Raw genomic sequence first — 23,927 nt, forward strand, 5'->3', positions numbered from 1 at the left:
ATATGTCAATTAATATTGCAATAAACGGCTTTGGTAGGATCGGCAGAAATGTGGTTCGTGCACTTTATGAAAATGGCAGAACCAACGAATTCAACTTAGTCGCCATTAATGAACTTGCCGAACCAGAAGGTATAGCTCACTTATTAAAATATGACTCTACACATGGCCGCTTTTCATTTGCGGTGCAACAAAGTGGCGCTAAATTATTTATTGCTGGTGACGAGATAGCACTCAGTCATGAAGCTGATATTACTAACCTGCCTTGGCAGCAGCATAATGTCGACATCGTCATTGATTGCACCGGAAAATATGGCAGTCAAGCTGATGGCCAACAGCATATTGAGCAAGGGGCAAAAAAGGTGCTTTTTTCCCATCCTGGCTCACAAGATTTAGACGCGACCATTATCTATGGTATCAACCATCAACGACTTACCTCTGCTGAAAAAATAGTATCGAACGGCTCTTGCACCACCAACTGTGTGGTACCTGTTATTGAGGTTTTAGATAAAGCCTTTGGTGTTGAAAGTGGTGCCATTACAACAATTCACTCTTCCATGCATGATCAACAGGTGATCGATGCCTATCATCCTGATTTACGCCGTTCTCGTGCCGCTAGCCAATCGATAATACCTGTTGATACTAAGCTTGCTGCGGGTATTGAGCGTATATTACCAAAATTTGCCGGTCGCTTTGAAGCCATAGCCGTACGCGTACCTACTATCAATGTCACCGCTATGGACTTAAGCTTAAATTTATCAAGCGACGCGACTATTGCTGATATTAATCAAGCAATAGTCGATGCACAAAACAATGGCCTAGCGGGTATTTTAGGCTATACCACTGAGCCGTTAGTTTCTATCGATTTTAACCATGACCCACACTCGTGTATTGTTGATGGCAATCAAACGCGTGTTAGTCACAAGCGTTTAGTTAAACTCCTTATTTGGTGTGATAACGAATGGGGTTTTGCTAACCGTATACTCGATACCGCCTTTACGATGGCGAAGGTAAAATAATTCGATACGATATCGTCAAACTATTATATTATTTAATAATTGACTTAACAGTTAAACTTCTACCAACAGGGAATAAACATGTCAGTAATCAAAATGACCGATTTAGCATTAAACAATCAGCGTGTGCTCATTCGTCAAGACTTAAATGTGCCAGTTAAAGCTGGTAAAATCACCTCAGACGCTCGTTTAAGAGCAGCTTTACCAACACTTAAATTGGCTTTAGAAGCTGGTGCAAAAGTCATGGTGATGTCACATTTAGGCCGTCCAATTGAAGGCGAATATAATCCTGAATTTTCTTTACAGCCGGTAGCTGATTATCTTGCCGCGGCGTTGAACGTACCTGTTCGTTTAGCGAAAAGCTACTTAGATGGTGTAGAAGTCAATGTTGGCGAGTTAGTGTTATTTGAAAATATTCGTTTTAACGACGGTGAAAAAAATAATAACGACGGCTTATCAAAGAAACTCGCGGCCCTTTGTGATATTTTCGTTATGGACGCATTTGGCACCGCTCACCGCGCTCAAGCGAGTACCCATGGCGTAGCAAAATATGCACCGACAGCCTGCGCAGGGCCATTATTAGCCGGTGAGTTGGCGGCCTTATCAAAAGCACTTGATAACCCTGCCCGCCCGTTAGTTGCGATTGTTGGTGGCTCTAAAGTGTCAACTAAGCTAACCGTACTAGATTCTCTAGCCGGTATTGTTGACCAATTAGTTGTTGGCGGCGGCATTGCTAATACCTTTATTGCTTCGCAAGGCCATAATGTTGGTAAGTCGTTATTCGAAGCTGATTTAGTTGATGAAGCAAAACGCTTAACTAAACAAGCCAACGATAATAACGGTTCTATTCCAGTACCGACTGATGTCATTGTCGGCCAAGAATTTTCTGAAACGGCACCGGCTACACTTAAAAATGTTAACGACGTTGCTGATGACGATATGATTTTTGATATTGGGCCAGAAAGCGCGAAGGTATTAGCAGAGATTATTGCCAAGGCCGGTACCGTAGTATGGAATGGCCCTGTTGGTGTATTTGAATTTGATCAGTTTGGTAAAGGCACTGAAGTCATCGCCCGCGCTATTGCTGATAGTAAGGCGTTTTCTATCGCCGGTGGTGGTGACACATTAGCCGCTGTTGATAAATACAATATTGCCGATAAAGTATCTTATATTTCAACTGGTGGTGGTGCTTTTCTTGAATTTTTAGAAGGCAAAAAGCTACCTGCAGTTGAGATTTTGGAAGCTCGAGCTAAAGGATAATTTACCGTTTGAGCTAGAAGCTACCATTAACATCAGTTAGCTGACTGTTTTGGATAGCACTTAGGCTTTGATTAAATTGTTATTATTTACCTAATTGGCAAACTAAATTAAAGCCTAATTTAAAAATTATGTAAGTCAGAGCGATTTGGTATTTATTCTAGTGCAAATTACTAAAACCATCTGATACAATTACGATACGAAAGCGTTAAGTTTCACACTGAAACTTATGCAAATCAATTTTGCTACTATTTATAATCACAGGAGTTAGTTCATGGCTTTAGTTTCTATGCGCCAAATGTTAGATCATGCCGCCGAAAATGGATACGGTATCCCTGCCTTTAACGTTAACAATTTAGAACAAGTTAGAGCTATCATGCTTGCTGCTGACGAGACTAATAGCCCTGTAATACTTCAGGGTTCAGCAGGCGCTAGAGCATATGCAGGTGCACCATTTTTACGTCACTTAATTTTAGCAGCAATCGAAGAATTTCCTCATATTCCTGTAGTGATGCATCAAGATCACGGTACATCACCGAGTGTTTGTCAGCGCTCAATCCAATTAGGCTTTTCATCAGTAATGATGGACGGTTCATTAATGGATGATGGCAAAACACCATCAAGCTATGAATATAATGTTGATGTTACGCGTCGTACCGTTGAGATGGCACATGCTTGTGGTGTTTCAGTTGAAGGTGAATTAGGTTGTTTAGGCTCACTTGAAACGGGTGAAGCCGGTGAAGAAGATGGCATTGGCGCTGTTGGTAAGTTAACTATGGAGCAAATGCTTACTGATCCAGAAGAAGCGGCTGATTTTGTACAAAAAACTCAAGTTGATGCCCTAGCTATTGCTTGTGGTACTTCACACGGCGCTTATAAATTTACTCGTCCACCAACAGGCGATATATTAGCGATTGATCGTATTAAAGCCATTCATAACCGTATTCCTAACACACACTTGGTTATGCATGGTTCATCTTCTGTACCACAAGACTGGTTAGCGATAATTAACGAGTTTGGTGGAAAAATCCCTGAAACTTACGGTGTACCTGTTGAGCAAATTCAAGAAGGCATTAAAAATGGTGTGCGTAAAATCAATATCGACACCGATTTACGTTTAGCATCAACGGGGGCTGTACGTCGCTTCTTAGCTGAAAATCCGAGTGAATTTGATCCCCGTAAGTTCCTAAAAGCATCAACTCAAGCAATGTCTGATATTTGTAAGGCTCGCTACGAAGCTTTTGGTACTGTTGGTCAAGCAGCAAAAATCAAACCTATTTCTTTAGATAATATGTTTATGCAGTATGCTAGCGGTAAGTTAGACGCGATAATTAAGTAATATTAATTAACAGTTACTTATAACTATTTAACTTAGATAGTAAACGAGCATATTTACCAGGCGACCTTAGGTTGCCTTTTTATTTTCAAAATCCCTACCAACGCTATTCTGCAACATATGTTAATAATTTAATTAAGCTATTAACAATTTAATGTCATTTATTTTCATGTTGATTATAATTCGGGCTTTGTAACAGCTTTTAAGGTAAATAATGGATATAGCTCAAAACTGGCTTGTAGATAATCAGCAAATGTTAATAGATTTCGCAATTAAATTAATCGTTGCTATAGCGATAGTTTTCATCGGTAAATTTATAGCTAACATGGTACGTCGAGGCGTAGTAAAAGTAATGCGTCATAAGGGCATGGATGATGCGATCATTTCATTCATCAGTAGCCTATTATATGGCATGTTATTTTTTATCGTTATTGTTGCTGCAATATCGCATTTAGGTTTTAACACCACTTCGTTAGTGGCAATCGTTGGTGCTGCTGGCTTAGCTATAGGCTTAGCGCTACAAGGTTCATTATCGAACTTTGCATCAGGGGTATTGCTGATTGTTTTCAAGCCATTCAAGTCCGGTGACTTTATTGAAGTATCGGGTGTCGCTGGAATTGTTGAGAAAATTTTAATTTTTTCAACTGAATTAAGAACCGGTGATAATAAGACCGTCATTATTCCAAATGGCTCTATTACCAGTGGCACTATCACCAATTACTCAACAAAACCAACAAGAAGAATAGATTTGATTATCGGCGTGAGTTATGATGCCGACCTCGCGAAAACCAAAGCACTTTTGCTTAAGTTAGTCAGTGCCGATCAGCGTGTATTAAAAGATCAAGCAATCACTGTTGGTGTTTCTGAACTAGCTGATAGCAGTGTTAATTTCGTGGTAAGACCTTGGGTTAAATCTTCAGATTACTGGCCAACTTACTTCGATTTACTGGAAAAAATTAAAACTGAATTGGACAACGAAGGTATCGAAATCCCATTCCCACAATTATCTGTTCATATGAATAAAGAGGAAAAAAATGAGTCTTAAGTTAATATCCACCGCGTTATGTTGTGTTTCACTAACAACGGTAGCAGAAGAAGCAACCACACCAAAAGAAAAATCACCTTATACTGCTTCTGCAGAATTAGGTATGCTTTTCAAAACCGGTGATACCAACAGCGCAGATGTTAAAGCAGGCTTTGATTTTGCTCACGAAAAGGCGGCTTGGAAATCAACCGTGCGGCTAGATCTGTTGATCAAGAAAAGTGAAGAAGAAGATGAAGACGGTGAAGAGCATTTTAATACCAGTGATCAAAAATTTACACTCGTAGGTCAAACTAACTATACACTTGATAAAGCCAGTCCAAACTACATTTATGCTAATGTTTCATATGAAGATAACCGCTTTAGCAGCTTTGAAAATCAGAGCTCAATATCAACAGGTTGGGGTCGTCGTTGGTTCGAAACTGAAAAAGCAACCTTAGATGCTGATATTGGTCCAGGCTTTAAGCGCGATGTGATTCGTCAAACAGATACCCAAGATGAAGAAACTAAATCAGCTTTTATCGTGCAGGCACAAGCATTGTACACACGTCAAATTAATGAACATGTGTTGTTTAAACAGTTATTAGTTGCAAAATACTCGCCAAAAAGTGATGAAAATAGCACCTACAAAGCTCAAACCTCAATTTCAACTAAGTTGATTGAAACACTACAACTTAAGTTTAGTATTACCTTAGACTACAATACAGAAGTTGATGAAGATAAAGAGAACTTAAATACCGAAACCGCAATGACTTTGGTTTACAGCTTTTAAATACGATGTGATTTCTCTAATATCAGTAGTAGCATTGCTGAGTGGGCATAATGCATATCTTTACTAAAACGAATGAATTGAAAGGAAGAATAATGAAAACAAAATCAAATTTTTGGCTTCAAAATATATCTGTTATTTTTATTTATTTAGCTGCTACATTTTTTGTATCAGCTCAAGAGACAATAACTAGAAGTAATATTGAAGCAGTTCCATTAGCTATTCATGGCCATGATATTATTAGTTATTATAATAATGATATTGTTCAGAAAGGCAACAATAACTTTCAAGCAATCTATAAAGGAAAAAGGTATATATTTACAAAGAAAGAAAACCAACTTTTATTTGCAAAAAATCCTGAAAAATATTTACCTAAATTTGACGGTCTTTGTGCACATTCAGCATCACACCAAAAAATGATAGCTGGTAACCCATCTGTATATGTAGTTGATCAAGGAAACTTATATTTCTTTCTTGATAACAATGCAAAAAACGCTTGGAACGAACGAGACGACGACAAAGTAGCAAAAGCTAGTAAACATTGGCAATACACTGCTACAAAGTTAAATAACGATTTAAAAGCAAAAAAACTTTGGAAAGAAAAAAATACCGTTGAACTATTTACCTTTTAAATAATTCATATGACAAAATCACTGGCACTATTGATGTCAATAGTGCCAGTGATTATCATTATAAAATCATAGTACTAACGATTAAGACTAAGTCGACAATAAGAATAGCTTGAGTTCTTATCTAGAAATACTTTATATCACAGCATAATCCTCGCTAAAATTTAACTAATCTCAGTTCGGGTTAATGGACTTTATAACCTGTTAATTCATAGTGTTATTGGCTAAATTATACACGATATCTTTTAAGTAAAAGATTAAAAAAAGCGCAATAATGGAATTTAGGCGCTTAGCAAGGAATTTTTACAAACCAATAGCGAGCTATTGGGCGTTTAAATAGCATTGTTGGGTAAAGTAGCTTAACCCGAACTGGGGTTAACTAAGACCAAGTTTATTAAGTTTAGTATTAGATTACATTGCATCGCACTTCTACGCGTAATATCATGAAAATAATCTGTTATTGTATAGTTTAGAAAAGTGAATATATCACGAACACTCGCGCTAAATTAAATACCCAACCAAGCATAGTTGATATGCAATTAAAGCATTAACAGTACAAAGTGACTTATCCTAGAACTATAAAAAAGCCCTACTTTAGAAGTAGAGCCTTTTACTTTGGTTGGGATTTACTGATAAATTATAAATTTATCATAAATTTTTAGCCAAACTGGTTAGACGTGTTTTTCGCACCACCCGCTTTAAGTGCATTTTCACCGGCAAAGTACTCTTTATGATCATCACCCATATCAGAGCCTGACATGTTTTGATGCTTAACACAGGCAATACCTTGACGAATCTCTTCACGTTGAACATTTTTAACGTAACCAAGCATGCCTTGTTCACCGAAGTATTCTTTCGCTAAATTATCTACCGACAATGCCGTAGTATGGTAAGTAGGCAGTGTAATCAAGTGATGGAATACGTTTGCTTCACGTGCAGTATCAGCTTGGAAAGTACGCGTACGTTCATCCGCTACAGCAGATAGTTCTGTTTCGTCATACTCTGCACTCATTAAGTTATCGCGATCATAGGCCGAAACATCTTTCCCCTCTTCAACCATGGCATCAAACACTTGTTGACGGAAGTTTAACGTCCAGTTAAAAGATGGTGAGTTGTTATAAACAAGTTTAGCGTCTGGATGAACTTTACGAACGTCGTTCATCATGCCAGCGATTTCGTGTACGGTAGGAACTGCAGTTTCAATCCAAAGTAGATCTGCACCCGCATTAAGTGCACCGATACAATCAAATACACAACGCTCATGACCAGTGCCTTGGCGGAATTGATATAAACCAGAAGGTAAACGCTTAGGACGAACCAGTTTACCATCACGGTTGAAACATACATCACCTTCAGCCATGTCTGTTACGTCAATTTCTTCAACGTCTAAATAAGAGTTATAGATATCGCCAGAATCACCAGGCTCTTTAACAACCGCGATTTCTTTCGTTAGACCTGCACCTTCAGAGTCAGTACGTGCCACGATTAAACCGTTATCAATACCTAATTCGAGGAAAGCATGGCGTAAAGCACGAATTTTCGCATGGAAGTCTGCGTGAGGTACGGTTACTTTACCATCTTGGTGACCACATTGTTTTTCATCCGCTACTTGGTTTTCGATTTGCAGAGCACAAGCACCGGCTTCAATCATTTGCTTAGCCATGATGTAAGTTGCTTCTGCATTACCAAAACCGGCATCGATATCAGCAACAATAGGTACAACATGTGTTACATGGTTATCAATTTGCTCTTGAATTGCTGCTTTTTCACGCTCTGTAGTTGCTGCATCTAATTCACGGAAAAGGCCACCTAATTCACGAGCATCCGCTTGGCGAAGGAAAGTATAAAGCTCTGCAACTAAAGAGGCTACACTAGTTTTTTCATGCATAGATTGATCAGGAAGTGGACCAAATTCACTGCGCAGTGCTGCTACCATCCAACCAGAAAGGTATAAATAGCGACGATCAGTTTGACCATTAAAATGTTTCTTAATAGAGATCATTTTTTGTTGACCAACAAAACCATGCCAACAACCTAAAGATTGAGTATATTTGGTTTTATCTGCGTCAAAAGCCGCCATATCTTTACGCATAATGTCTGCGGTATATTGAGCAATTTCTAATCCAGTTTTGAATTTGTTTTGCACTCGCATACGGGCTACTGATTCAGGATTAATCACATCCCATGAACTGCCAGCTTTCTCTTTAATTGCTTTAACCGCTTCTATTGCACTTTGATAATTAGACATATTACTTTCTCCAAAAGTCTTAACTGACAGTATTTATAATTTTGGTGATGTAACTGCTTATGAAAGCTGTCACACCGAGCAACACAAATACTAAACCAGTAGCTACAAATAAATAAAATATATAATCAATATCCTTACCATTCACCAGAAAAATAATGGTGTATTAACTCTAAACAAGTTAAGGGAATTATTAAGCTAATTCAGTAGTTAATAATTTTTTGTTTTAAAAACTTATTATAATATTAGTCTAATTTTTTTATTTATTTGTTAAATTTACTTGATTATCACTATAAGCCATGACATATATCTAGGTTATATTTTTGTTCAAGATTATTAATTTTATGAATATCTCAAAAATCGATTTAAACCTGCTGATTTATCTTGATGTTTTACTTAGAGAGAAAAATGTTACCCGTGCTGCAGGCCAACTAAATATTACTCAACCTGCCATGAGCAATGGCTTAAAGCGCTTACGGACATTATTTAATGACCCAATACTTGTTCGCACTTCTGATGGTATGGTGCCAACCGAACGTGCTAGGGCCTTAGCTCCTGCTATTCGTAAAATTTTGCTAGAACTTGAAGAAGCGTTACAAGGTGAAGAAGAATTTAATGAAAAAAACAGTCACCGTGTTTTTCGCCTGATGGCCAGTGACTATGCCGCGTCAACTTTATTACCAAAGTTATTAAAACGTATTAATCAAATAGCCCCTAACGTCACCATAGATATTATGACGCCTAGTGATGTCACTTTTCATGATGTTGAGGCCGGAAAAATTGATATGGCTATCAATCGTTTTGACGAGTTGCCACAATCTTTTCATCAAAAAACCATTTGGCGAGATTCATTTTCCTGCTTATTGAGCGCCGATAACTCCGTGGTTTCAAAATTCAACCTTAACACTTACCTTAGTGCCAAACATGTTTGGGTATCTAAAACCGGCTTTGGTGTTGGTGTTGGTATGGACCCGCAAGATGTTCAAAAGCTAGGTTGGGTTGATGAAGCGTTAGCACGCTTAGGTAAAAAGCGTGATATTAAGGTTTTCACCCGTAATTATCATGTTGCTATGCAACTAGCATTTGAAGATGAACTTGTCGCAACATTACCGACTCGAGCAGCGTTAATTCATAAAAATGACAGTAACTACACCATACTTAAACCGCCATTTGATATTCCTGATATTGAACTGAAAATGATTTGGAGCCCACTGTTACATCATGATGCCAGTCATATTTGGTTTAGACAGCTAGTGATTGAAGCTGCCAACGAAGGTCCGTAAGGAAAGTTTAGCCGTGCCGATAGCATTTAATAAAAAGGCATTTAATGTGCTGTATAGTGTTTTTGCAATTTTTAGTTGCCTTGCACTGGGGAAACTGTGTTCGTATGTTGCTCCAGCATTACCCAGTAGTTTATACGGACTAATGTTCTTTACTTTATCATTGCATTTTCGCATTTTCGATGCTGAGCATATAAAAAGTACCGTTGTTTGGTGCTTAAAGCATATGGGTGTATGCTTTGTTCCTGCTGGTGTTGGTATTATCAATCACTTTGATTTGATCAAACAATTTGGCATCGCAATCATCCTCATTACCTTTGCAACAACCTTTATACTCCTTACCCTGGTTGGGCTATATTATCAGCATTGTCTCGCTGGCGAGGAGTGAATAAAATGATACTAACCGAACTATTAGGCTCCCACCTACTTTCTTCTATCATTGCTGTTGTTGCCACCGTTGTACTGTTTCAGTTTATTACGATGCTGCAACGAAAATTCAATGTTATTTGGCTGCAGCCCATGCTGCTTAGTATTTTAGTCATTATTGCTCTCATCCTATGGCAAGACATTAGTTTCGATAGCTACTTCTCAAGCTCTTGGTTGCTCAATGCCCTACTTGAACCAGCCGTTGTTATCTTAGGTTTTCCACTTTATCAACATTTAGAAACCATTACTAAGCAGTGGAAAAGTATTCTGTTAATTTTATCAATAGGTGCACTTATTGCCATTATCAGCAGCTTTATAATTACCATGTTAATCATCGGTGATTATACCATTGCCGTAGCACTATCACTTAAATCTATTACCACACCAATCGCCATTGCTATTGCAGGTCAATTAGATGGCAATACCGCCATTACTGCTTTTGCAGTTATGCTTGCTGGTATTTTTGGTGCTTTAATAGGACCACGGTGGCTAACATATATCAAGGTTAGATCGCCAAAAGCCCAAGGTTTAGCTATTGGCGCAGCAAGCCACGCTATTGGTACTGCTACTGTTAGTAACATTAGCTACGAACATGCCGCTTTTGGCTCTTTAGCCTTAATTGTTTCAGCGGTAATAACAGCGCTCACCAGCCCGTTTATCATTAGCTTTTTGGCTGCATTGTTATAGTAAATGAAATAGCCCCAGAAAATAAAAGATAACTTTTTCAATATCAGTCAATTTGAAAGATATCAGACAATAAAATTCACAAGATGAATACCAAAGATAAAAACAAACAATAACATGAATAAAAGTAGGATAATGTAAATAAAATAAAAAATTAAAGCTTAATTAACAATAGGTTAAATTGCAAAGGAAATTTATCGCATTAGTGATTATATTAAAATAATATTGATTGCCCAATCACGGCTATTGCATCTGGCAGCCAATATTTTTACATTGCAGGTATTAGCTTTTCGATAAGATATAAAATCAAGCAAACGCTGTTCCCAACTTTTAAAATAGGTGCCACATGACAAAAAGAATTTCAATCGCAAATTTACAGGTTGCGGAAACATTATATAACTTTGTTAATAAGCAAGTCCTTCCTGGCACAAGCCTAGCTGTGGAAGCATTTTGGGCAGGTTTTGCAAAATTAATTACCGATTTAAGTCCTAAAAATAAAGCGCTATTGCTAAAGCGTACGGTATTACAGCAAAAAATTACTGCTTATCATCAAGCCCATCAAGCTGAAAGCTTTGAATTTAGTGATTATAAACGCTTTTTAACCGATATCGGTTACCTGGCAGCACCAGTTGCTGATTTTGCCATATCAACAGAAAATGTTGACGCTGAATTAGCCACTATGGCCGGACCGCAGCTAGTAGTTCCAGTAATGAATGCTCGCTTTGCTTTAAATGCTGTCAACGCGCGCTGGGGCAGTTTATATGATGCCTTATATGGCTCAGATGTTATTTCTGAGACCGACGGTGCAGAAAAAACCACAGCCTATAACCCTGCTCGCGGTGCTAAGGTTGTCGCATTTTCTCGTGACTTTTTAGATCAAGCCATTCCGTTAATTGTTGGCTCACACCAAAATGCTCAATCCTATCAAATTCTAGATAACGCGCTTGTGATTAAGCTAGATAATGGCGACAGCACGGGCTTGGCAGAATCAGCATCCTTTATTGGCTTTAATGGCGAAGCAGCTAAACCAAGTGAACTTGTTTTTAAACATAACGACTTGCATTTTATCGTGCAATTTGATGCAAGTAACCCAATTGCCCAGAGTGATATGGCCGGTATTAGTGATATCGCGATGGAATCAGCACTAACCACCATCATGGATTGTGAAGACTCCGTTGCCGCTGTTGACGCAGAAGATAAAATAATTGCTTATCAAAACTGGTTAGGGTTAAACCAAGGCACTTTATCAGAAACCTTTGAAAAATCAGGTAAACAACAAACACGCTTGATGCATCAAGATAAAAACTATCAAAAACTTGATGGTACAGCAGGCAAGCTTAAAGGTCGTAGCTTAATGTTCGTGCGTAATGTTGGTCACCTAATGACCAATAACGCTATTCTTGACCAGCACAACAATGAAGTGCCTGAAGGTATTATGGATGCTGTCATCACCTCATTAATATCAACATATGATGTCAATCAGCACAATACCTTGCGCAACAGTGATACGGGTTCGGTCTATATTGTCAAACCTAAAATGCATGGCCCTGAAGAAGTTGCTTTCGCCAATGAATTATTTGATCGTGTCGAGGAGCTATTATCATTACCACGTAACACCCTAAAAATGGGCATAATGGATGAAGAGCGTCGCACCAGTGTTAACTTAAAAGCCTGTATTTATGCAGCAAAAGAGCGTGTAGTATTTATCAACACCGGTTTTCTTGATAGAACAGGTGACGAGATTCATACCTCAATGTCTGCCGGCGTTATGGCAAGAAAAGCAGATATCAAGTTAACTAAGTGGATCTCTGCTTATGAAGATAATAACGTTGATATCGGACTCGCTTGTGGCTTCAGTGGAAAGGCACAGATAGGTAAAGGCATGTGGCCAATACCTGATCAAATGGCTAATATGTTGGCGACAAAAATTAACCATGTAGAAGCTGGCGCAAATACCGCATGGGTACCATCACCTACCGCCGCAACACTGCACGCGTTACATTATCATAAAGTTAATGTTTTGCAATTGCAGCAGCAACTTAAAAACCGTATCCCCGCAAATGTCGATGATATTCTCACAATACCACTAGCAGAACATACCCAATGGTCTGAGCAAGAAATTTCTGATGAGTTAGACAATAATTCACAAGGTATTTTAGGTTATGTGGTACGTTGGATTGATCAGGGAGTTGGTTGCTCAAAAGTACCTGATATTAACGATGTCGGCTTAATGGAAGATCGTGCAACGCTGCGGATATCAAGTCAGCATATGGCGAACTGGTTACAACATAATATCTGTACTGCAGAGCAAGTACTAGCGAGCATGAAAAAAATGGCAAGCATTGTTGATCAACAAAACCAAAATGATGCCCAATATCATGCGATGTCTGATAACTTTGATAATAATATCGCTTTTCAAACCGCATTAGCCTTAGTGTTTCAAGGCCACCAGCAACCTAACGGTTACACTGAGCCTTTACTGCACAAGAATAGACTTCTATTTAAAGCACAAGCTAAATAACAAAGTAAATGTCTATACTCATAAATTTTTATGAGTATAGACATATTTGCTGGTCGTACTTTCGCCTTATTTCAAATAGTAAAACTCGCAATAATTTGCTGGTGTTTCCGCAGCAAGATTTACAGCCAATATATAATGTAAAATCCACCTTCCGCTCATTAAATACTCTTGAATTAAGACGAGTTCTGACCATAATATCGTTATTTATCTGATAAAATACACCGCTGGTCTTATTGCAGTCGCGTAAAGTCAAATTCCAACCTATATTGCTTTGTAACACAATGATACAATAGCTATATCATGGAATGATATAATCTGGATATTTGATGAGGAATACAAAATGACCGGACCTACTAAACTCAACTTAGTTGGCTCTATTTTTGTTATCTTGAGCTTAGTTAGCTCAATTACCCACGCCAATGCGGCAGTAAAAGCAAAGCCACAATATACTTTAGTTATACATAGTGCTGTAAACCACATAAGTGTTATGGCAAAGAATATTAACGTCAGCTATAACCCCACCAGCTTGAACGGTAAAATATTCAACAAAAACAATAAACTTAACCAGCATTCATTTGCACCAAGCTCACAACAACCATTACTTGGCATTCAAGTTGCTGACTTTACAAACTTAGTACCTAATAAGTTTGAAAAGAAAAATACTTTCTTTGAGTTTGCCGCTAAATTTAACGACAAATTACAGCAAATTTTAGCTTATTTTGATTTTACAGCCCAAAGTGCTGTACGAGATAGTGAAGCAATCAATACTGAACAAGCCAAAAGAAAAATTCACTTAAGTAATGAAAACAGTATTTTGCAGTTGCAAATGCCATTAAAGCAAGACTGTAACACTCGTAAAAGCTAAGTGCTGGACGGGTATTTTTTCTCATAAGAAAAGCCGCTTGCTGCGGCTTTTCTTTCTAAATACCCTCTAGTCGGGTTAAGTATAAATATTAGAACTGATAAGCTTGGCCTTTATTCATCAACCTTTCAGCAGTCATTTTATCAGCAGAACAGTCAGCAATATCTTCTTTACTAAAGACTAAAATACTGTCTTTATATCGGCCGGCTGACTTGGCACCTGCTGACTGTAAAATAAGGCTAACATGTTCATTTTTAGGTAACGCTTTCAATCCATTACCATATAAACATAAAGTTTCTGTCAATGTGACGGCTAATTGCTGATAGTACTGCGAGCGCTCTTTACTTCTCTGCGCCTGCTCAGCCTGCTGCTTGGCAACAACTTCATTGGTTAATTGCGTCACTTTACGCTGATTGGCTTGTAACTTTTTTTCTTGCTCTGCTAGTTTGCTTAGTTCCTGTTTCAGCTCAACTTTACGTTCATCACTCGCTCTTGATAGTTGATAATTTACATCACGCTTTTCGCGCTCAATATCTCTCAAGTTATAAGCGAGTTCTCGCTGCTCTTCCCTTAATTCACGGGTTTTATCGCGATTACTTTCAAAAACTTCCACTACTCTTTCATAGCCAACTGCAGCAGACTCTAGTGCTTGCGTTACCGTTTTATTAACATCAATATCATATTTTTCATGGAAGTCTTGATTCACTTCAGGAGCAATCGGAGCTACCGGCATTTCAGGCAGCTCAGGCATAGAAAAGTTAAAGTTATAATGTCCCCATTGGCGATCACTTGCTGCCGAACTAATAGTAAACACCACACCTTGACCACGTAAATATGTGCTTTGAATACTATTAATTTTAGAAGACTGACGTGATGACTTATCCTTTACTGACGATTTAATAATATCACTCATAATGGATAGTTGCTTATGTATACCTGCATACTGCTCTGTATTCTGCTCTGTATTCTGCTCTGTATTCTGCTCTGTATTCTGCTCAACAGCAAACATAGCCCCTGACATCAGTAAACAAGGTATAGCTAGCGTTGATGATAATAAGCTTAATTTTTTCATACTCTACTCCTCAGCAGTCCAATCAGCAGGTGTACTTTTTATATCACCCGGTTTTAATCCATAACCTTTAACATCATTTCGTTGATAGGTTTTATGGTACTTAATCGCTTGTTCAAGCGCTTGATATTTAATCTTTTGCTCAAGTAGCTCATCTTTTCGTTCAGCATTAATATATTGAATAAAGTCGCTAATATCTTCTTTACGCTCTTGCCGAGAAACCCCCATAATATAACTGGCCAGTTGTAAGTTATTATCTTGCTGCTTTACCTTGATATCAGCGGCATAGTTGGCTAACAACACTTGTTGCTGTAGCGCAAAACCTTGTAACTTCATATCAACCAACTTCGCTATTTCTTCATCTTGCAACTGGCTATTAGCCCCGGCAAAACTTAATACAATAGCTTTATCCTGTATCACTAATTCAACGTTAAATAACACTAATGCAACTGCAAGGATGGAAAATGCCATTGACAATACAGGCAAACCACGCCATTGCCAGAAAGTGACTTTGTCATTGCTAAAAGCACTCGCACGATCCCATGCGGGTACCGATTGTTCACCTGACATACTCACTTGCTGTTCAATGGCATTAACAGTGTTTTTACGCTGTTGCCATAGGGTTTCATGTGCTAAATCGCCATCATCGAATTGGCAATCATCTGACTTGCCATCAAGCCAGTTAGCAAATGCTTGCTCTTGGCTGAGCTCATCTTTATTTGACATGGTCTAACTCCAAATGATCTTTTAATTTATCTAAAGCGCTATACAAACGAGATTTTACTGTATTTACTGAAATCCCCAATTGCTGTGCTATGTCATCAAAAGTGCAATGCTGAAAAAATTTTAACTCCACGACTAACTTTTGATTAATAGGTAATATCTGCAACGCTTGAACTAATATATTCGCTTGTTGGCCAGAAAATAGCTGAGCCTCTGGGCAACCATCATTCGTGTACTCTTCTTGTTCGGGTACATCATCTAATGACTGGGTTGGCTTTTTTCGACGATAAAACTCAATACAACGATAATGTGCAATTTTAAATAGCCAACCTTTAAAAGGACTATCGCCACGAAATGAGGCCAAATTACGAAAAACAGCCATAAATACATCTTGCATTAAATCTAAAGCATCATCAGGGTTACTCACCATACGCAAGGTATAGTTATACAAGTTTTTTTCATATCGTTTCACTAAGGTAACCCAAGCTGATTTTTTCCCTTTCAGCGCTTGCTTTACTAGCGTTTCATCGCTTCGTTCAAACACTCGGCATCCTATTTTATTAAGTTAACTTACTCTTATATATTAAAAGTAGTGTTGGGTTTGAAAAAAGTTTTAAAATTTTAAATTATTTTTTATAAGCAGATTCATACTCGAAAATTTTGAAGCACTCGAGCCGTAACTATTATAAAACTTAGCCTTATAGGTTAACTATATCGCGAATATTTAGGGCACATTGCTCAATTCACAATTGAGCTTAGCCAAAATAAAGGCTTATTAAGGCGCGTTGTTGACGTTAAGATTGAGTAACCTAGAGCAATATAGCCTCAATATTGCACTTCTTACTGGCTGATATTTCCGATTCACTTCTAGTAATGAAATTTTCAGTAACATAATTTACTTTCAGACTATTTTATTATTAAAAAAAATACGCTACAGTCCTCATTAAATCTAACAGCGAATAGGAAATATAATGGTAACAGCATCTGCACGCCATATCTTGGTAGACACTGAAGAGCAATGTCTAACATTAAAGCAACAAATAGAAGCCGGTGAAGATTTCTCAACCGTAGCAAAAGAGCATTCAAACTGCCCTTCTAAAGCACAAGGTGGCGCACTAGGCTCTTTTGGTCGCGGACAAATGGTACAAGAGTTTGATGAAGTTGTTTTTTCTGCTGCATTAAACCAAGTACAAGGCCCAGTTAAAACTCAGTTTGGCTACCATTTATTAGAAGTAACAGCTCGCAGCGAATAAAAGCTAGGTTTTGCCGCTAAGTAACTACAAAATATTGCTTATAATGAGCAAAAAGCGAAGGCTTCTGCCTTCGCTTTTTTGTTTCTGTATTGTTGCCTAGCCCAATATGGGTTATACCAACTCTGAAGGGTGATTTTAAAAGGCTTTTAGGCCGTATTATTGACTTCTATAAGGTTCTCACAGGGATGTGAGTCATTAGAACAAGGCAGGAGCAGTTGTCGAGAATAACCATTATCTTCAAGCAATGCCTTGCCTGCATGTAGGTACTTAGGTTCAGTCTGGAACTATGAACCTGTGCCGCTAGACCTTCTAAATTTCACTGAGTGGGAAGAAACTTAGTAGCATTGCTATTATTTAAACCAACGCTTAAATTTATCTTTTCGTTGGCTTAACAAGAATAATGCGATAATAAAATATATCACTGGCTCAACAATGTCAGACTTTACTGACCAAAAAAAATGCAGCGTTATTAATAACAAGGCAAGATAAACCCCATTGTGTAACTTTTGCCAATTTTTGCCCATTTTACGCTTCAATGAACTGAGTGATGTAACCGTCAAAGAAAGTAGTATAATTAAGGCTGCCATACCCACGGTAATATAAGGTCTATCAATAATTTCATTAAAAAATAATGTTAGATCAAACTGCACTTCAAAAGCTAGAAAGCTCAGTAAATGAAATAATGCATAAGTAAAACTGTATAAGCCAAGTAGACGCCTTACTTGTAAAAAATATGCTTGGCGATATTTTTTTGCCAAAGGCATTACCACCAAAGAAAGCAGCAATAAATTAAAGGCACCAATGCCAGTAAAGTGAATAACTTCTTTAACGGGATCAGCACCAAGCTGATCACTAAAGGCCAAAACATAAAGTGCTAATAAAGGTAAAAAAGACATCAGGTGAATAGTTATCTTAAGTAACAACACTCGATTAACTAAAAATACTGTTTTCAAAGACACTTTATTGACCGCCAAAACATTTGCTTGCACTAATAATACTTCCTTAAATCCATATTTTTATACATATCAGCCACTTCTTCGCCATAACCATTAAATGGCAGAGTTTCAATACGATTACGGGCAAACAAGCCACCGGTAGTAATACGCCTTTCACTCGCTTGGCTCCAACGCGGATGATCAACAGCAGGGTTAACATTGGCATAAAAACCATATTCATTATCAGCGAGTCTATTCCAGGTTGTTGGTGGTTGCTGCTCAACTAACTTGATACTAACAATAGATTTAATACTCTTAAAACCATATTTCCACGGTACAACTAACCGAATAGGTGCACCGTTTTGTGCCGGTAATGTCTTACCATACAAACCAACACTCATTAAGGTCAACGGATTCATTGCTTCATCAATACGTAAACCTTCGACATAAGGGTATTGTACACCGCCACCAATACGACGACTCTTTTGACCCGGCATCTGCTGTGGATCATATAAGGTTTCAAAAGCAACATATTTTGCTCGCGAATTGGGCGCCGCCTTTTTAATTAAGTCAGCTAATGAAAAGCCAATCCAAGGCACCACCATCGACCACGCCTCAACACAGCGTAGGCGATAAATACGCTCTTCGAGTGAGAAACTTTTAAATAAATCGTCGTAGCCTAAGCTATAGGGTTTATCAACTTCGCCAGAAATACTTAATTGCCAAGGATCAACTTTAAAGTTTTGTGCATTTTCAACAGGATCCCCCTTAGCTGTGCCAAATTCATAAAAATTGTTATGAGAAGTCACTTTAGCTTCAGGGGTTAATATTTCTGTAGATTTTTCAGCATGTTGAAAGTTTAAAGCTTGGCGTTGAAATACCTCTTTACTTTTACTGCTGAAAAAATCTAAAGGGCTTGCGTTAGCTGATTGGGCTAGTAAACTACCCGCACCTAAGAAACCAAGCTGCTTTAAAACTTTACGTCTAGCATGATAAACCGCTTCATCGGTGACTTGTTGTTCTGATAGTTGATAACTATTTTTAGTTTTAATTAACATTTTACCTCTAATCGAGCTAATTACCTTTGATAAATAGACCCAAGAAGAGGCAAAAAAATTCTTAATAAAAGCTGCTGAGTTAATAAACAGCAGTAACTAATCGGCAAACTTTTCTAAATACTGAATAATATCACCAGATTCATATAACCAAGTAACCGACTGATCTTCATTGATAATTCTCAAGCAAGGCACGGTTCTTTTACCTCCCTCACGAAGCAATTCTTCTCGGTATTCTTCATGTTGATTTATATTACGTAATTCAATATTTAAACCAAATCGCTTTATTGCACGACGAGTTTTCACACAAAATGGGCACGCAGGCAATTGATATAAACTTAAATGTGCGGTGCTAGCATCAATATCTTTCTGCTGTTGCGATGAGCGCTTTGGCGCACTTGGAGAAAAGATAAAATTTAATAACAATATTAAACGGCCAATCGGCCAACGGATTAAAAACATAGTAATACTTGTGCTCACTGTTAGGTAAATAAATTAAAATATAATGCGGACGTTACCACATTAAATCATCAGGAATTTGAAACTCTGCATAAGGGTCATCATCAGAAACCATTTCATCAATAACTTTAGTGTTTTGTACCAAAATAACGTCTTTGTCTAAACTGGCAACTTTTTCAGCGGTTTCGCTTGTCACAATATAAGTGTTGTCTTCAACACCACACAAAGCTAATCGGCCATTAACCAAAGCTTTATGTGTGATGGCATCAACAAATAATTTTTTAATTTTATTGTTAAAAGTATAATTATACTCTGCTTCGCCATTAACATTTGTGACTTGATGATGTTGCAAAATCTGTAAAATTCTTAACTGTTGCTCTTTGGCCAAAAGCACTTGTTTCTTTTCATTGTTTAAAGCGATATCACGCGCTAACTTTTCTTTTCTTGCTAGTTCAAGATCTTGCTTTACTTGTTCTTGTAAACTGCTTTCAACGTTAACGCCACTACGTTTTTGCTTGCCTTTTTTACGCTTATCACTATTTGCTTGTCGTGCTTTTTGCTTGGTGGTTAAACCTGCTTTTAGCAACTGCTCTTGTAACGATGCCATCTTTTATCCTATGGGATGAGGTTCTATATTGTGCTATTTTATCAGGTCATTTGCGATATTACAGCATTCAATAAAAAAGCAGCATAAATTGCTGCTTTCCTTAAAATTTACGCCGCTACTCATGGTATAGGTAAAAGATACCAGTTACACGCTACTGATTAAACAATGCCATATTGTTTTAATGGTAATTCTCTATAGCGCTTACCTGTGGCATTAAAAATAGCATTACAAATAGCGGGAGCTATTGGTGGCACACCTGGCTCTCCAACACCACCCGGAGGCGCATCACTGTCGATAATTTCAACATGTGTGGTTGGCGCATCGGCAAGTCGCGCAATTTGATAATTATCAAAGTTACTTTGTTCAATCACACCATTTTTCGCGGTGAGTTCACTATAAAAACTATACGATAAGGCAAAAATAGCAGCGCCTTCCATTTGCGAACGAATACGCTCAGGGTTTACTGCTAAACCACAGTCAACCGCCATCCAAACATCAATAACGCTAATTTTTCCATCACTGTTTTCTGATACTTCAACAATACAAGCGACATAACTGACGAAACTGCGGTGCATAGCAATACCTAAACCATGCCCTTTAGGTAATTTTCTGCCCCACTTTGCCATAGCACTAACTTTTTCAATCACCGCTTTCATACGCGCAGTATCAACAGGGAATTTTTCAAGTGTTTCGCCGTAATTTCCATACTCGGCATTTTCAAGAGCAAAATCTATTTTTCGATCTTTACCTAACATGGCTAATAAATGATCTTTGCTATCTAGCCCTTTCGCATGCGCAAGTTCATCAACAAATGAGCCTATAGCAAAGGCATGGTTGATATTAGTAACCGAGCGCATCCAACCTATACGAGTATGCGCAGGCGCTTTGCCGGCAGCACAACTAACATTAGCAATATCAAATGGCATGTCAATCAAACCTAAGTTAGCTTCTGTACCAATTAAATCCGCCCCTTTACTGAATGTAGAGCCAATTGGTGGCTCTGCCACATGATGTTGCCAAGCACTAACATTACCTTGAGCATCGATACCGGCAGCAAGTTTTTGATAGCTTACGGCATGATAATAACCATTTTGGATCTCATCTTCGCGAGTCCACAATACTTTAATGGGGACATTAAGCTGTTTCGACAATATAGCAGCTTCAACGACAAAGTCTGGTTTAGATTTACGACCAAAGCCACCACCGAGTAACGTCACATTGATATTGACTTTTTCAGGGGCCACACCGGTAATTTGTGCAACCGTAGCTTGTGCTGATTGTGGTGTTTGTGAACAGGCCCAAATGTCAAAAATACCATCATGATAATGCGCGGTTGCCGCAGGTGGCTCCATCGGTACATGGATTAACTCTGGCACATAATATGATGCTTCAATCACTTTTTTTGCAGTCGCTAACGCTTTAATCGTATCGCCTTTACTGCGCAAAATTTTTGCCGGGTTATCACAACTTTTTGCTAAGGCTTTTTTATACTCATCACTGTTATAACTTTTATGCTCGCTTTCATGCCATTGCATTGCTAACGCTTCTCGACCTTTAATCGCCGCCCAAGTATTTTTAGCAATAACCGCAACACCGCCTAAAGGTTTAAATACCGCTGGCTCTTCTAAGTCAGGTAGTTGCACAACGTCAATAACGCCCGCAATAGCTTTTGCCGCTTTAGCATTAAATGATTTAACTTTCGAACCTAATACTGGAGGTCTCGCGATAACCGCGTACTGCATATTGGCTAGTTCAACATCAAACCCGTAAGTCGCGGTACCGGTAACGATTTTTTCACCATCAACAAGTGCTACATCAGATTTACCAATGAAATTAAAATCTTTTTTAGCTTTTAATTTCAATGCCGACGGCTCAGGTAATGTCAACACACTTGCCGCGGCAACTAAACTACCAAAAGTTAACTCTCGGCCAGTTTTTTCATGAACAATCGTATTGTTTACCGCTGAGGTTTCACTGACATCAACTTGCCATTGATTGGCGGCCGCTTGCTGTAACATCATACGAGCAGAAGCTCCAGCTTCACGCAGCGGTTGATAAAAACGTCTAACCGAACGAGAACCGTCGGTGTTTTGACTACCGTATTTTTTATCACCTAAGCCTTGAACAACCGCTATTTTTTGCCAATCAGCACCCAGTTCATCAGCGACTATCATCGGAATACTGGTTCTGATACCCTGACCCATTTCTGAGCGATGAACCACTATGCTGACGATGTTATCAGCGCCAATTTGTACATAAACACTAGGGGAAAACTTATCAGTAGCATTAACACCAGCCAGTGCTTTTGGAATAGTGAGCATTGCCGGCAGCTGTACACCTAACACTAAGGCTGTAGAGCTAATGCCAAGTTTTTTTAAGAAGCCTCGACGGCTAACATTTTCAATCTGTTTCATCGCTAGCTTCCTTTCACTTCGGTGGCTAAATCTGCAGCATGATAGATCGCTTGTTTGATACGTTGGTAAGTTCCGCAGCGACAAATATTGCCACTCATGGCAAGCTCAATATCTTGATCATTAGGTTTTGCATTACGCTCAAGTAATGCCACAGCCGACATAATTTGTCCTGATTGGCAATAACCACATTGTGGTACATTTAACGCTTGCCATGCTTGTTGTACTACATGTTGACCTTGCTCGGAAAGGCCCTCAATGGTGGTGATTTTTTGCTTCGCAATAGCCGAGACCGGCGTTATGCAGGAACGAACAGGTTGGCCATCAACATGGACAGTACAAGCACCACATAAGCCTTTCCCGCAACCATATTTAGTGCCGGTATATTTTAAAATATCTCTTAATGCCCATAACAACGGCATATCGCCATCATCATTAAATTGATGCTCTTTACCATTGATAGTCAAAGTGATCATGCAATCGCTTCCTTCTTAGTTTATTTAACGCAATTTTGTTAGACGTAATTTTTAGCGACGCTATGGTTTAACGCCAATTTTTATCTTCATATGAGCTAATTGCTCAGGTGTGTCTAGATCAACAAAGGCATGAGCTAGCGGTACCTTTAATAATTGCTTTTGGTATTTTTTTAATAATGGCTTTGCACCTTGCTGCCCAACTAATTGAATCAATTCGGCAAAATAACTTTGTGGAAATACGACTGGCGGGCCAAGATTTTCATTGACCTTTGCTTCTTCAGAACTAACCGATTGTGCAACAACGATAGCATGATGCTGCTTTTGCCAATAGCCTTTGTGTCGCATCAAATCAGCAGATGTTAATTGCCATTGATCTACTAAGACTATCATAACCGCTTTAATCTCAGGCGTTAGCGCTTTCACCCCCGCAGCAATTGATGACGCCATACCGTCCGACCATTGGCTATTAATAATAGTATTGATTGGTAAATGATCAATATGTGATTGCACATGCACAGCATTAAAACCTAAGACACAATAAACATCATTCGATACTGCTAGCGCCTGCTCTAGTTGAATTTCAAGTAAACTTTTATCATTAATAGGCAGCAATTGCTTCATCTGACCTAAACGAGTAGATTGCCCTGCCGCTAGCACTATAACGGCAAAACAGTCACTTGGTGACTTTACGAGTACCGTCACTCAATACCCTCTATAGGCAACAATTGAACTAGTTCATAAATAAACACTATCGACTCCATATTCTCATTGCCGGCAATCTAATGACTGCATAGTTACTAATATTGCCACGAATATCAAGCCAAGTTAAGCAGAGCACTTTTAAATTTCAACGAGATAAATGTAAATAAAAATGA

Annotated in this window: 23 protein-coding genes; 12 read left to right on the top strand and 11 right to left on the bottom strand. The window is 38.4% G+C overall.

The genetic code is table 11. The annotated features are described in order from the left end of the window. The first annotated feature begins 2 nt into the window (after nucleotides 1-2). From epd to FGD67_RS08195, 6 genes are all read left to right on the top strand, one after another. On the top strand, nucleotides 3-1,016 hold the full coding sequence (gene epd, locus FGD67_RS08170; RefSeq protein ID WP_257174545.1) for an erythrose-4-phosphate dehydrogenase: 1,014 nt from the start codon (nucleotides 3-5) through the stop codon (nucleotides 1,014-1,016). 78 nt (nucleotides 1,017-1,094) lie between these two features. Further along, the gene (locus tag FGD67_RS08175) at nucleotides 1,095-2,273 is read left to right on the top strand and encodes a phosphoglycerate kinase (RefSeq protein ID WP_257174546.1); all 1,179 of its coding nucleotides are present in this window, start codon (nucleotides 1,095-1,097) and stop codon (nucleotides 2,271-2,273) included. Between the two features lie 271 nt (nucleotides 2,274-2,544). Continuing rightward, nucleotides 2,545-3,609, top strand: coding sequence for a class II fructose-bisphosphate aldolase (gene fba / locus FGD67_RS08180; RefSeq protein ID WP_257174547.1), 1,065 nt, complete (start codon nucleotides 2,545-2,547; stop codon nucleotides 3,607-3,609). A 211-nt stretch (nucleotides 3,610-3,820) separates the two neighbouring features. After that, the gene (locus FGD67_RS08185) at nucleotides 3,821-4,651 is read left to right on the top strand and encodes a mechanosensitive ion channel domain-containing protein (RefSeq protein ID WP_257174548.1); all 831 of its coding nucleotides are present in this window, start codon (nucleotides 3,821-3,823) and stop codon (nucleotides 4,649-4,651) included. Continuing rightward, nucleotides 4,641-5,420 (top strand): YdiY family protein, encoded by a 780-nt coding sequence (locus tag FGD67_RS08190; protein WP_257174549.1) that lies wholly within the window; start codon nucleotides 4,641-4,643, stop codon nucleotides 5,418-5,420. The genes FGD67_RS08185 and FGD67_RS08190 overlap by 11 nt, the downstream gene beginning before the upstream one ends. 92 nt (nucleotides 5,421-5,512) lie before the next feature. Then, nucleotides 5,513-6,049 (top strand): YHS domain-containing (seleno)protein, encoded by a 537-nt coding sequence (locus FGD67_RS08195; RefSeq protein WP_257174550.1) that lies wholly within the window; start codon nucleotides 5,513-5,515, stop codon nucleotides 6,047-6,049. Between the two features lie 655 nt (nucleotides 6,050-6,704). On the opposite strand, the gene FGD67_RS08200 is transcribed toward FGD67_RS08195, so the two are convergent. Then, complete coding sequence (locus FGD67_RS08200; RefSeq protein WP_257174551.1) at nucleotides 6,705-8,294, bottom strand: isocitrate lyase; 1,590 nt, start codon at nucleotides 8,292-8,294, stop codon at nucleotides 6,705-6,707. Between the two features lie 341 nt (nucleotides 8,295-8,635). Between FGD67_RS08200 and FGD67_RS08205 the strand changes: the two genes are divergently transcribed. From FGD67_RS08205 to FGD67_RS08225, 5 genes are all read left to right on the top strand, one after another. After that, a complete protein-coding gene (locus tag FGD67_RS08205) occupies nucleotides 8,636-9,574 on the top strand; it encodes a LysR family transcriptional regulator (RefSeq protein ID WP_257174552.1) in 939 nt (312 codons plus the stop codon). Between the two features lie 13 nt (nucleotides 9,575-9,587). Then, nucleotides 9,588-9,959 (top strand): CidA/LrgA family protein, encoded by a 372-nt coding sequence (locus FGD67_RS08210; protein WP_257174553.1) that lies wholly within the window; start codon nucleotides 9,588-9,590, stop codon nucleotides 9,957-9,959. Between the two features lie 5 nt (nucleotides 9,960-9,964). Next, nucleotides 9,965-10,684: an LrgB family protein gene (locus FGD67_RS08215; RefSeq protein WP_257174554.1), complete on the top strand. Its 720-nt coding sequence runs from the start codon at nucleotides 9,965-9,967 to the stop codon at nucleotides 10,682-10,684. A 343-nt stretch (nucleotides 10,685-11,027) separates the two neighbouring features. After that, on the top strand, nucleotides 11,028-13,202 hold the full coding sequence (locus FGD67_RS08220) for a malate synthase G (RefSeq protein WP_257174555.1): 2,175 nt from the start codon (nucleotides 11,028-11,030) through the stop codon (nucleotides 13,200-13,202). A gap of 340 nt (nucleotides 13,203-13,542) precedes the next feature. After that, nucleotides 13,543-14,067, top strand: a complete 525-nt coding sequence (locus FGD67_RS08225; RefSeq protein WP_257174556.1) for a hypothetical protein — start codon at nucleotides 13,543-13,545, stop codon at nucleotides 14,065-14,067. Between the two features lie 88 nt (nucleotides 14,068-14,155). On the opposite strand, the gene FGD67_RS08230 is transcribed toward FGD67_RS08225, so the two are convergent. The 3 genes from FGD67_RS08230 to FGD67_RS08240 are packed head-to-tail and all read right to left on the bottom strand — an operon-like array spanning nucleotide 14,156 to nucleotide 16,400. Next, complete coding sequence (locus FGD67_RS08230) at nucleotides 14,156-15,136, bottom strand: hypothetical protein (RefSeq protein ID WP_257174557.1); 981 nt, start codon at nucleotides 15,134-15,136, stop codon at nucleotides 14,156-14,158. 3 nt (nucleotides 15,137-15,139) lie between these two features. Beyond that, complete coding sequence (locus FGD67_RS08235) at nucleotides 15,140-15,859, bottom strand: hypothetical protein (RefSeq protein ID WP_257174558.1); 720 nt, start codon at nucleotides 15,857-15,859, stop codon at nucleotides 15,140-15,142. Next, the gene (locus tag FGD67_RS08240; RefSeq protein ID WP_077286285.1) at nucleotides 15,849-16,400 is read right to left on the bottom strand and encodes an RNA polymerase sigma factor; all 552 of its coding nucleotides are present in this window, start codon (nucleotides 16,398-16,400) and stop codon (nucleotides 15,849-15,851) included. The genes FGD67_RS08235 and FGD67_RS08240 overlap by 11 nt, the downstream gene beginning before the upstream one ends. Nucleotides 16,401-16,827: 427 nt before the next feature. Between FGD67_RS08240 and FGD67_RS08245 the strand changes: the two genes are divergently transcribed. Continuing rightward, nucleotides 16,828-17,109: a peptidylprolyl isomerase gene (locus tag FGD67_RS08245; RefSeq protein WP_077286284.1), complete on the top strand. Its 282-nt coding sequence runs from the start codon at nucleotides 16,828-16,830 to the stop codon at nucleotides 17,107-17,109. A gap of 350 nt (nucleotides 17,110-17,459) precedes the next feature. Here FGD67_RS08245 and msrQ read toward each other — a convergent pair whose 3' ends face one another. The 7 genes from msrQ to FGD67_RS08280 form a co-directional block, all read right to left on the bottom strand. Continuing rightward, complete coding sequence (gene msrQ / locus FGD67_RS08250) at nucleotides 17,460-18,098, bottom strand: protein-methionine-sulfoxide reductase heme-binding subunit MsrQ (RefSeq protein WP_257174559.1); 639 nt, start codon at nucleotides 18,096-18,098, stop codon at nucleotides 17,460-17,462. After that, nucleotides 18,098-19,102, bottom strand: a complete 1,005-nt coding sequence (gene msrP, locus FGD67_RS08255) for a protein-methionine-sulfoxide reductase catalytic subunit MsrP (protein ID WP_257174560.1) — start codon at nucleotides 19,100-19,102, stop codon at nucleotides 18,098-18,100. Before msrP ends, msrQ begins: the two co-directional genes overlap by 1 nt. Nucleotides 19,103-19,198: 96 nt before the next feature. Beyond that, nucleotides 19,199-19,561, bottom strand: a complete 363-nt coding sequence (locus FGD67_RS08260; RefSeq protein ID WP_257174561.1) for a glutaredoxin — start codon at nucleotides 19,559-19,561, stop codon at nucleotides 19,199-19,201. Between the two features lie 52 nt (nucleotides 19,562-19,613). Next, nucleotides 19,614-20,165, bottom strand: a complete 552-nt coding sequence (locus tag FGD67_RS08265) for a DUF2058 domain-containing protein (protein ID WP_257174562.1) — start codon at nucleotides 20,163-20,165, stop codon at nucleotides 19,614-19,616. 158 nt (nucleotides 20,166-20,323) lie between these two features. Further along, nucleotides 20,324-22,579: a xanthine dehydrogenase family protein molybdopterin-binding subunit gene (locus FGD67_RS08270; protein ID WP_257174563.1), complete on the bottom strand. Its 2,256-nt coding sequence runs from the start codon at nucleotides 22,577-22,579 to the stop codon at nucleotides 20,324-20,326. 2 nt (nucleotides 22,580-22,581) lie between these two features. After that, nucleotides 22,582-23,052 (bottom strand): (2Fe-2S)-binding protein, encoded by a 471-nt coding sequence (locus FGD67_RS08275; protein WP_257174564.1) that lies wholly within the window; start codon nucleotides 23,050-23,052, stop codon nucleotides 22,582-22,584. Between the two features lie 60 nt (nucleotides 23,053-23,112). Next, a complete protein-coding gene (locus tag FGD67_RS08280) occupies nucleotides 23,113-23,754 on the bottom strand; it encodes an NTP transferase domain-containing protein (RefSeq protein WP_257174565.1) in 642 nt (213 codons plus the stop codon). Nucleotides 23,755-23,927: the final 173 nt, after the last annotated feature.

The organism is Colwellia sp. M166 (genome assembly GCF_024585285.1).
GTDB lineage: Bacteria > Pseudomonadota > Gammaproteobacteria > Enterobacterales > Alteromonadaceae > Cognaticolwellia.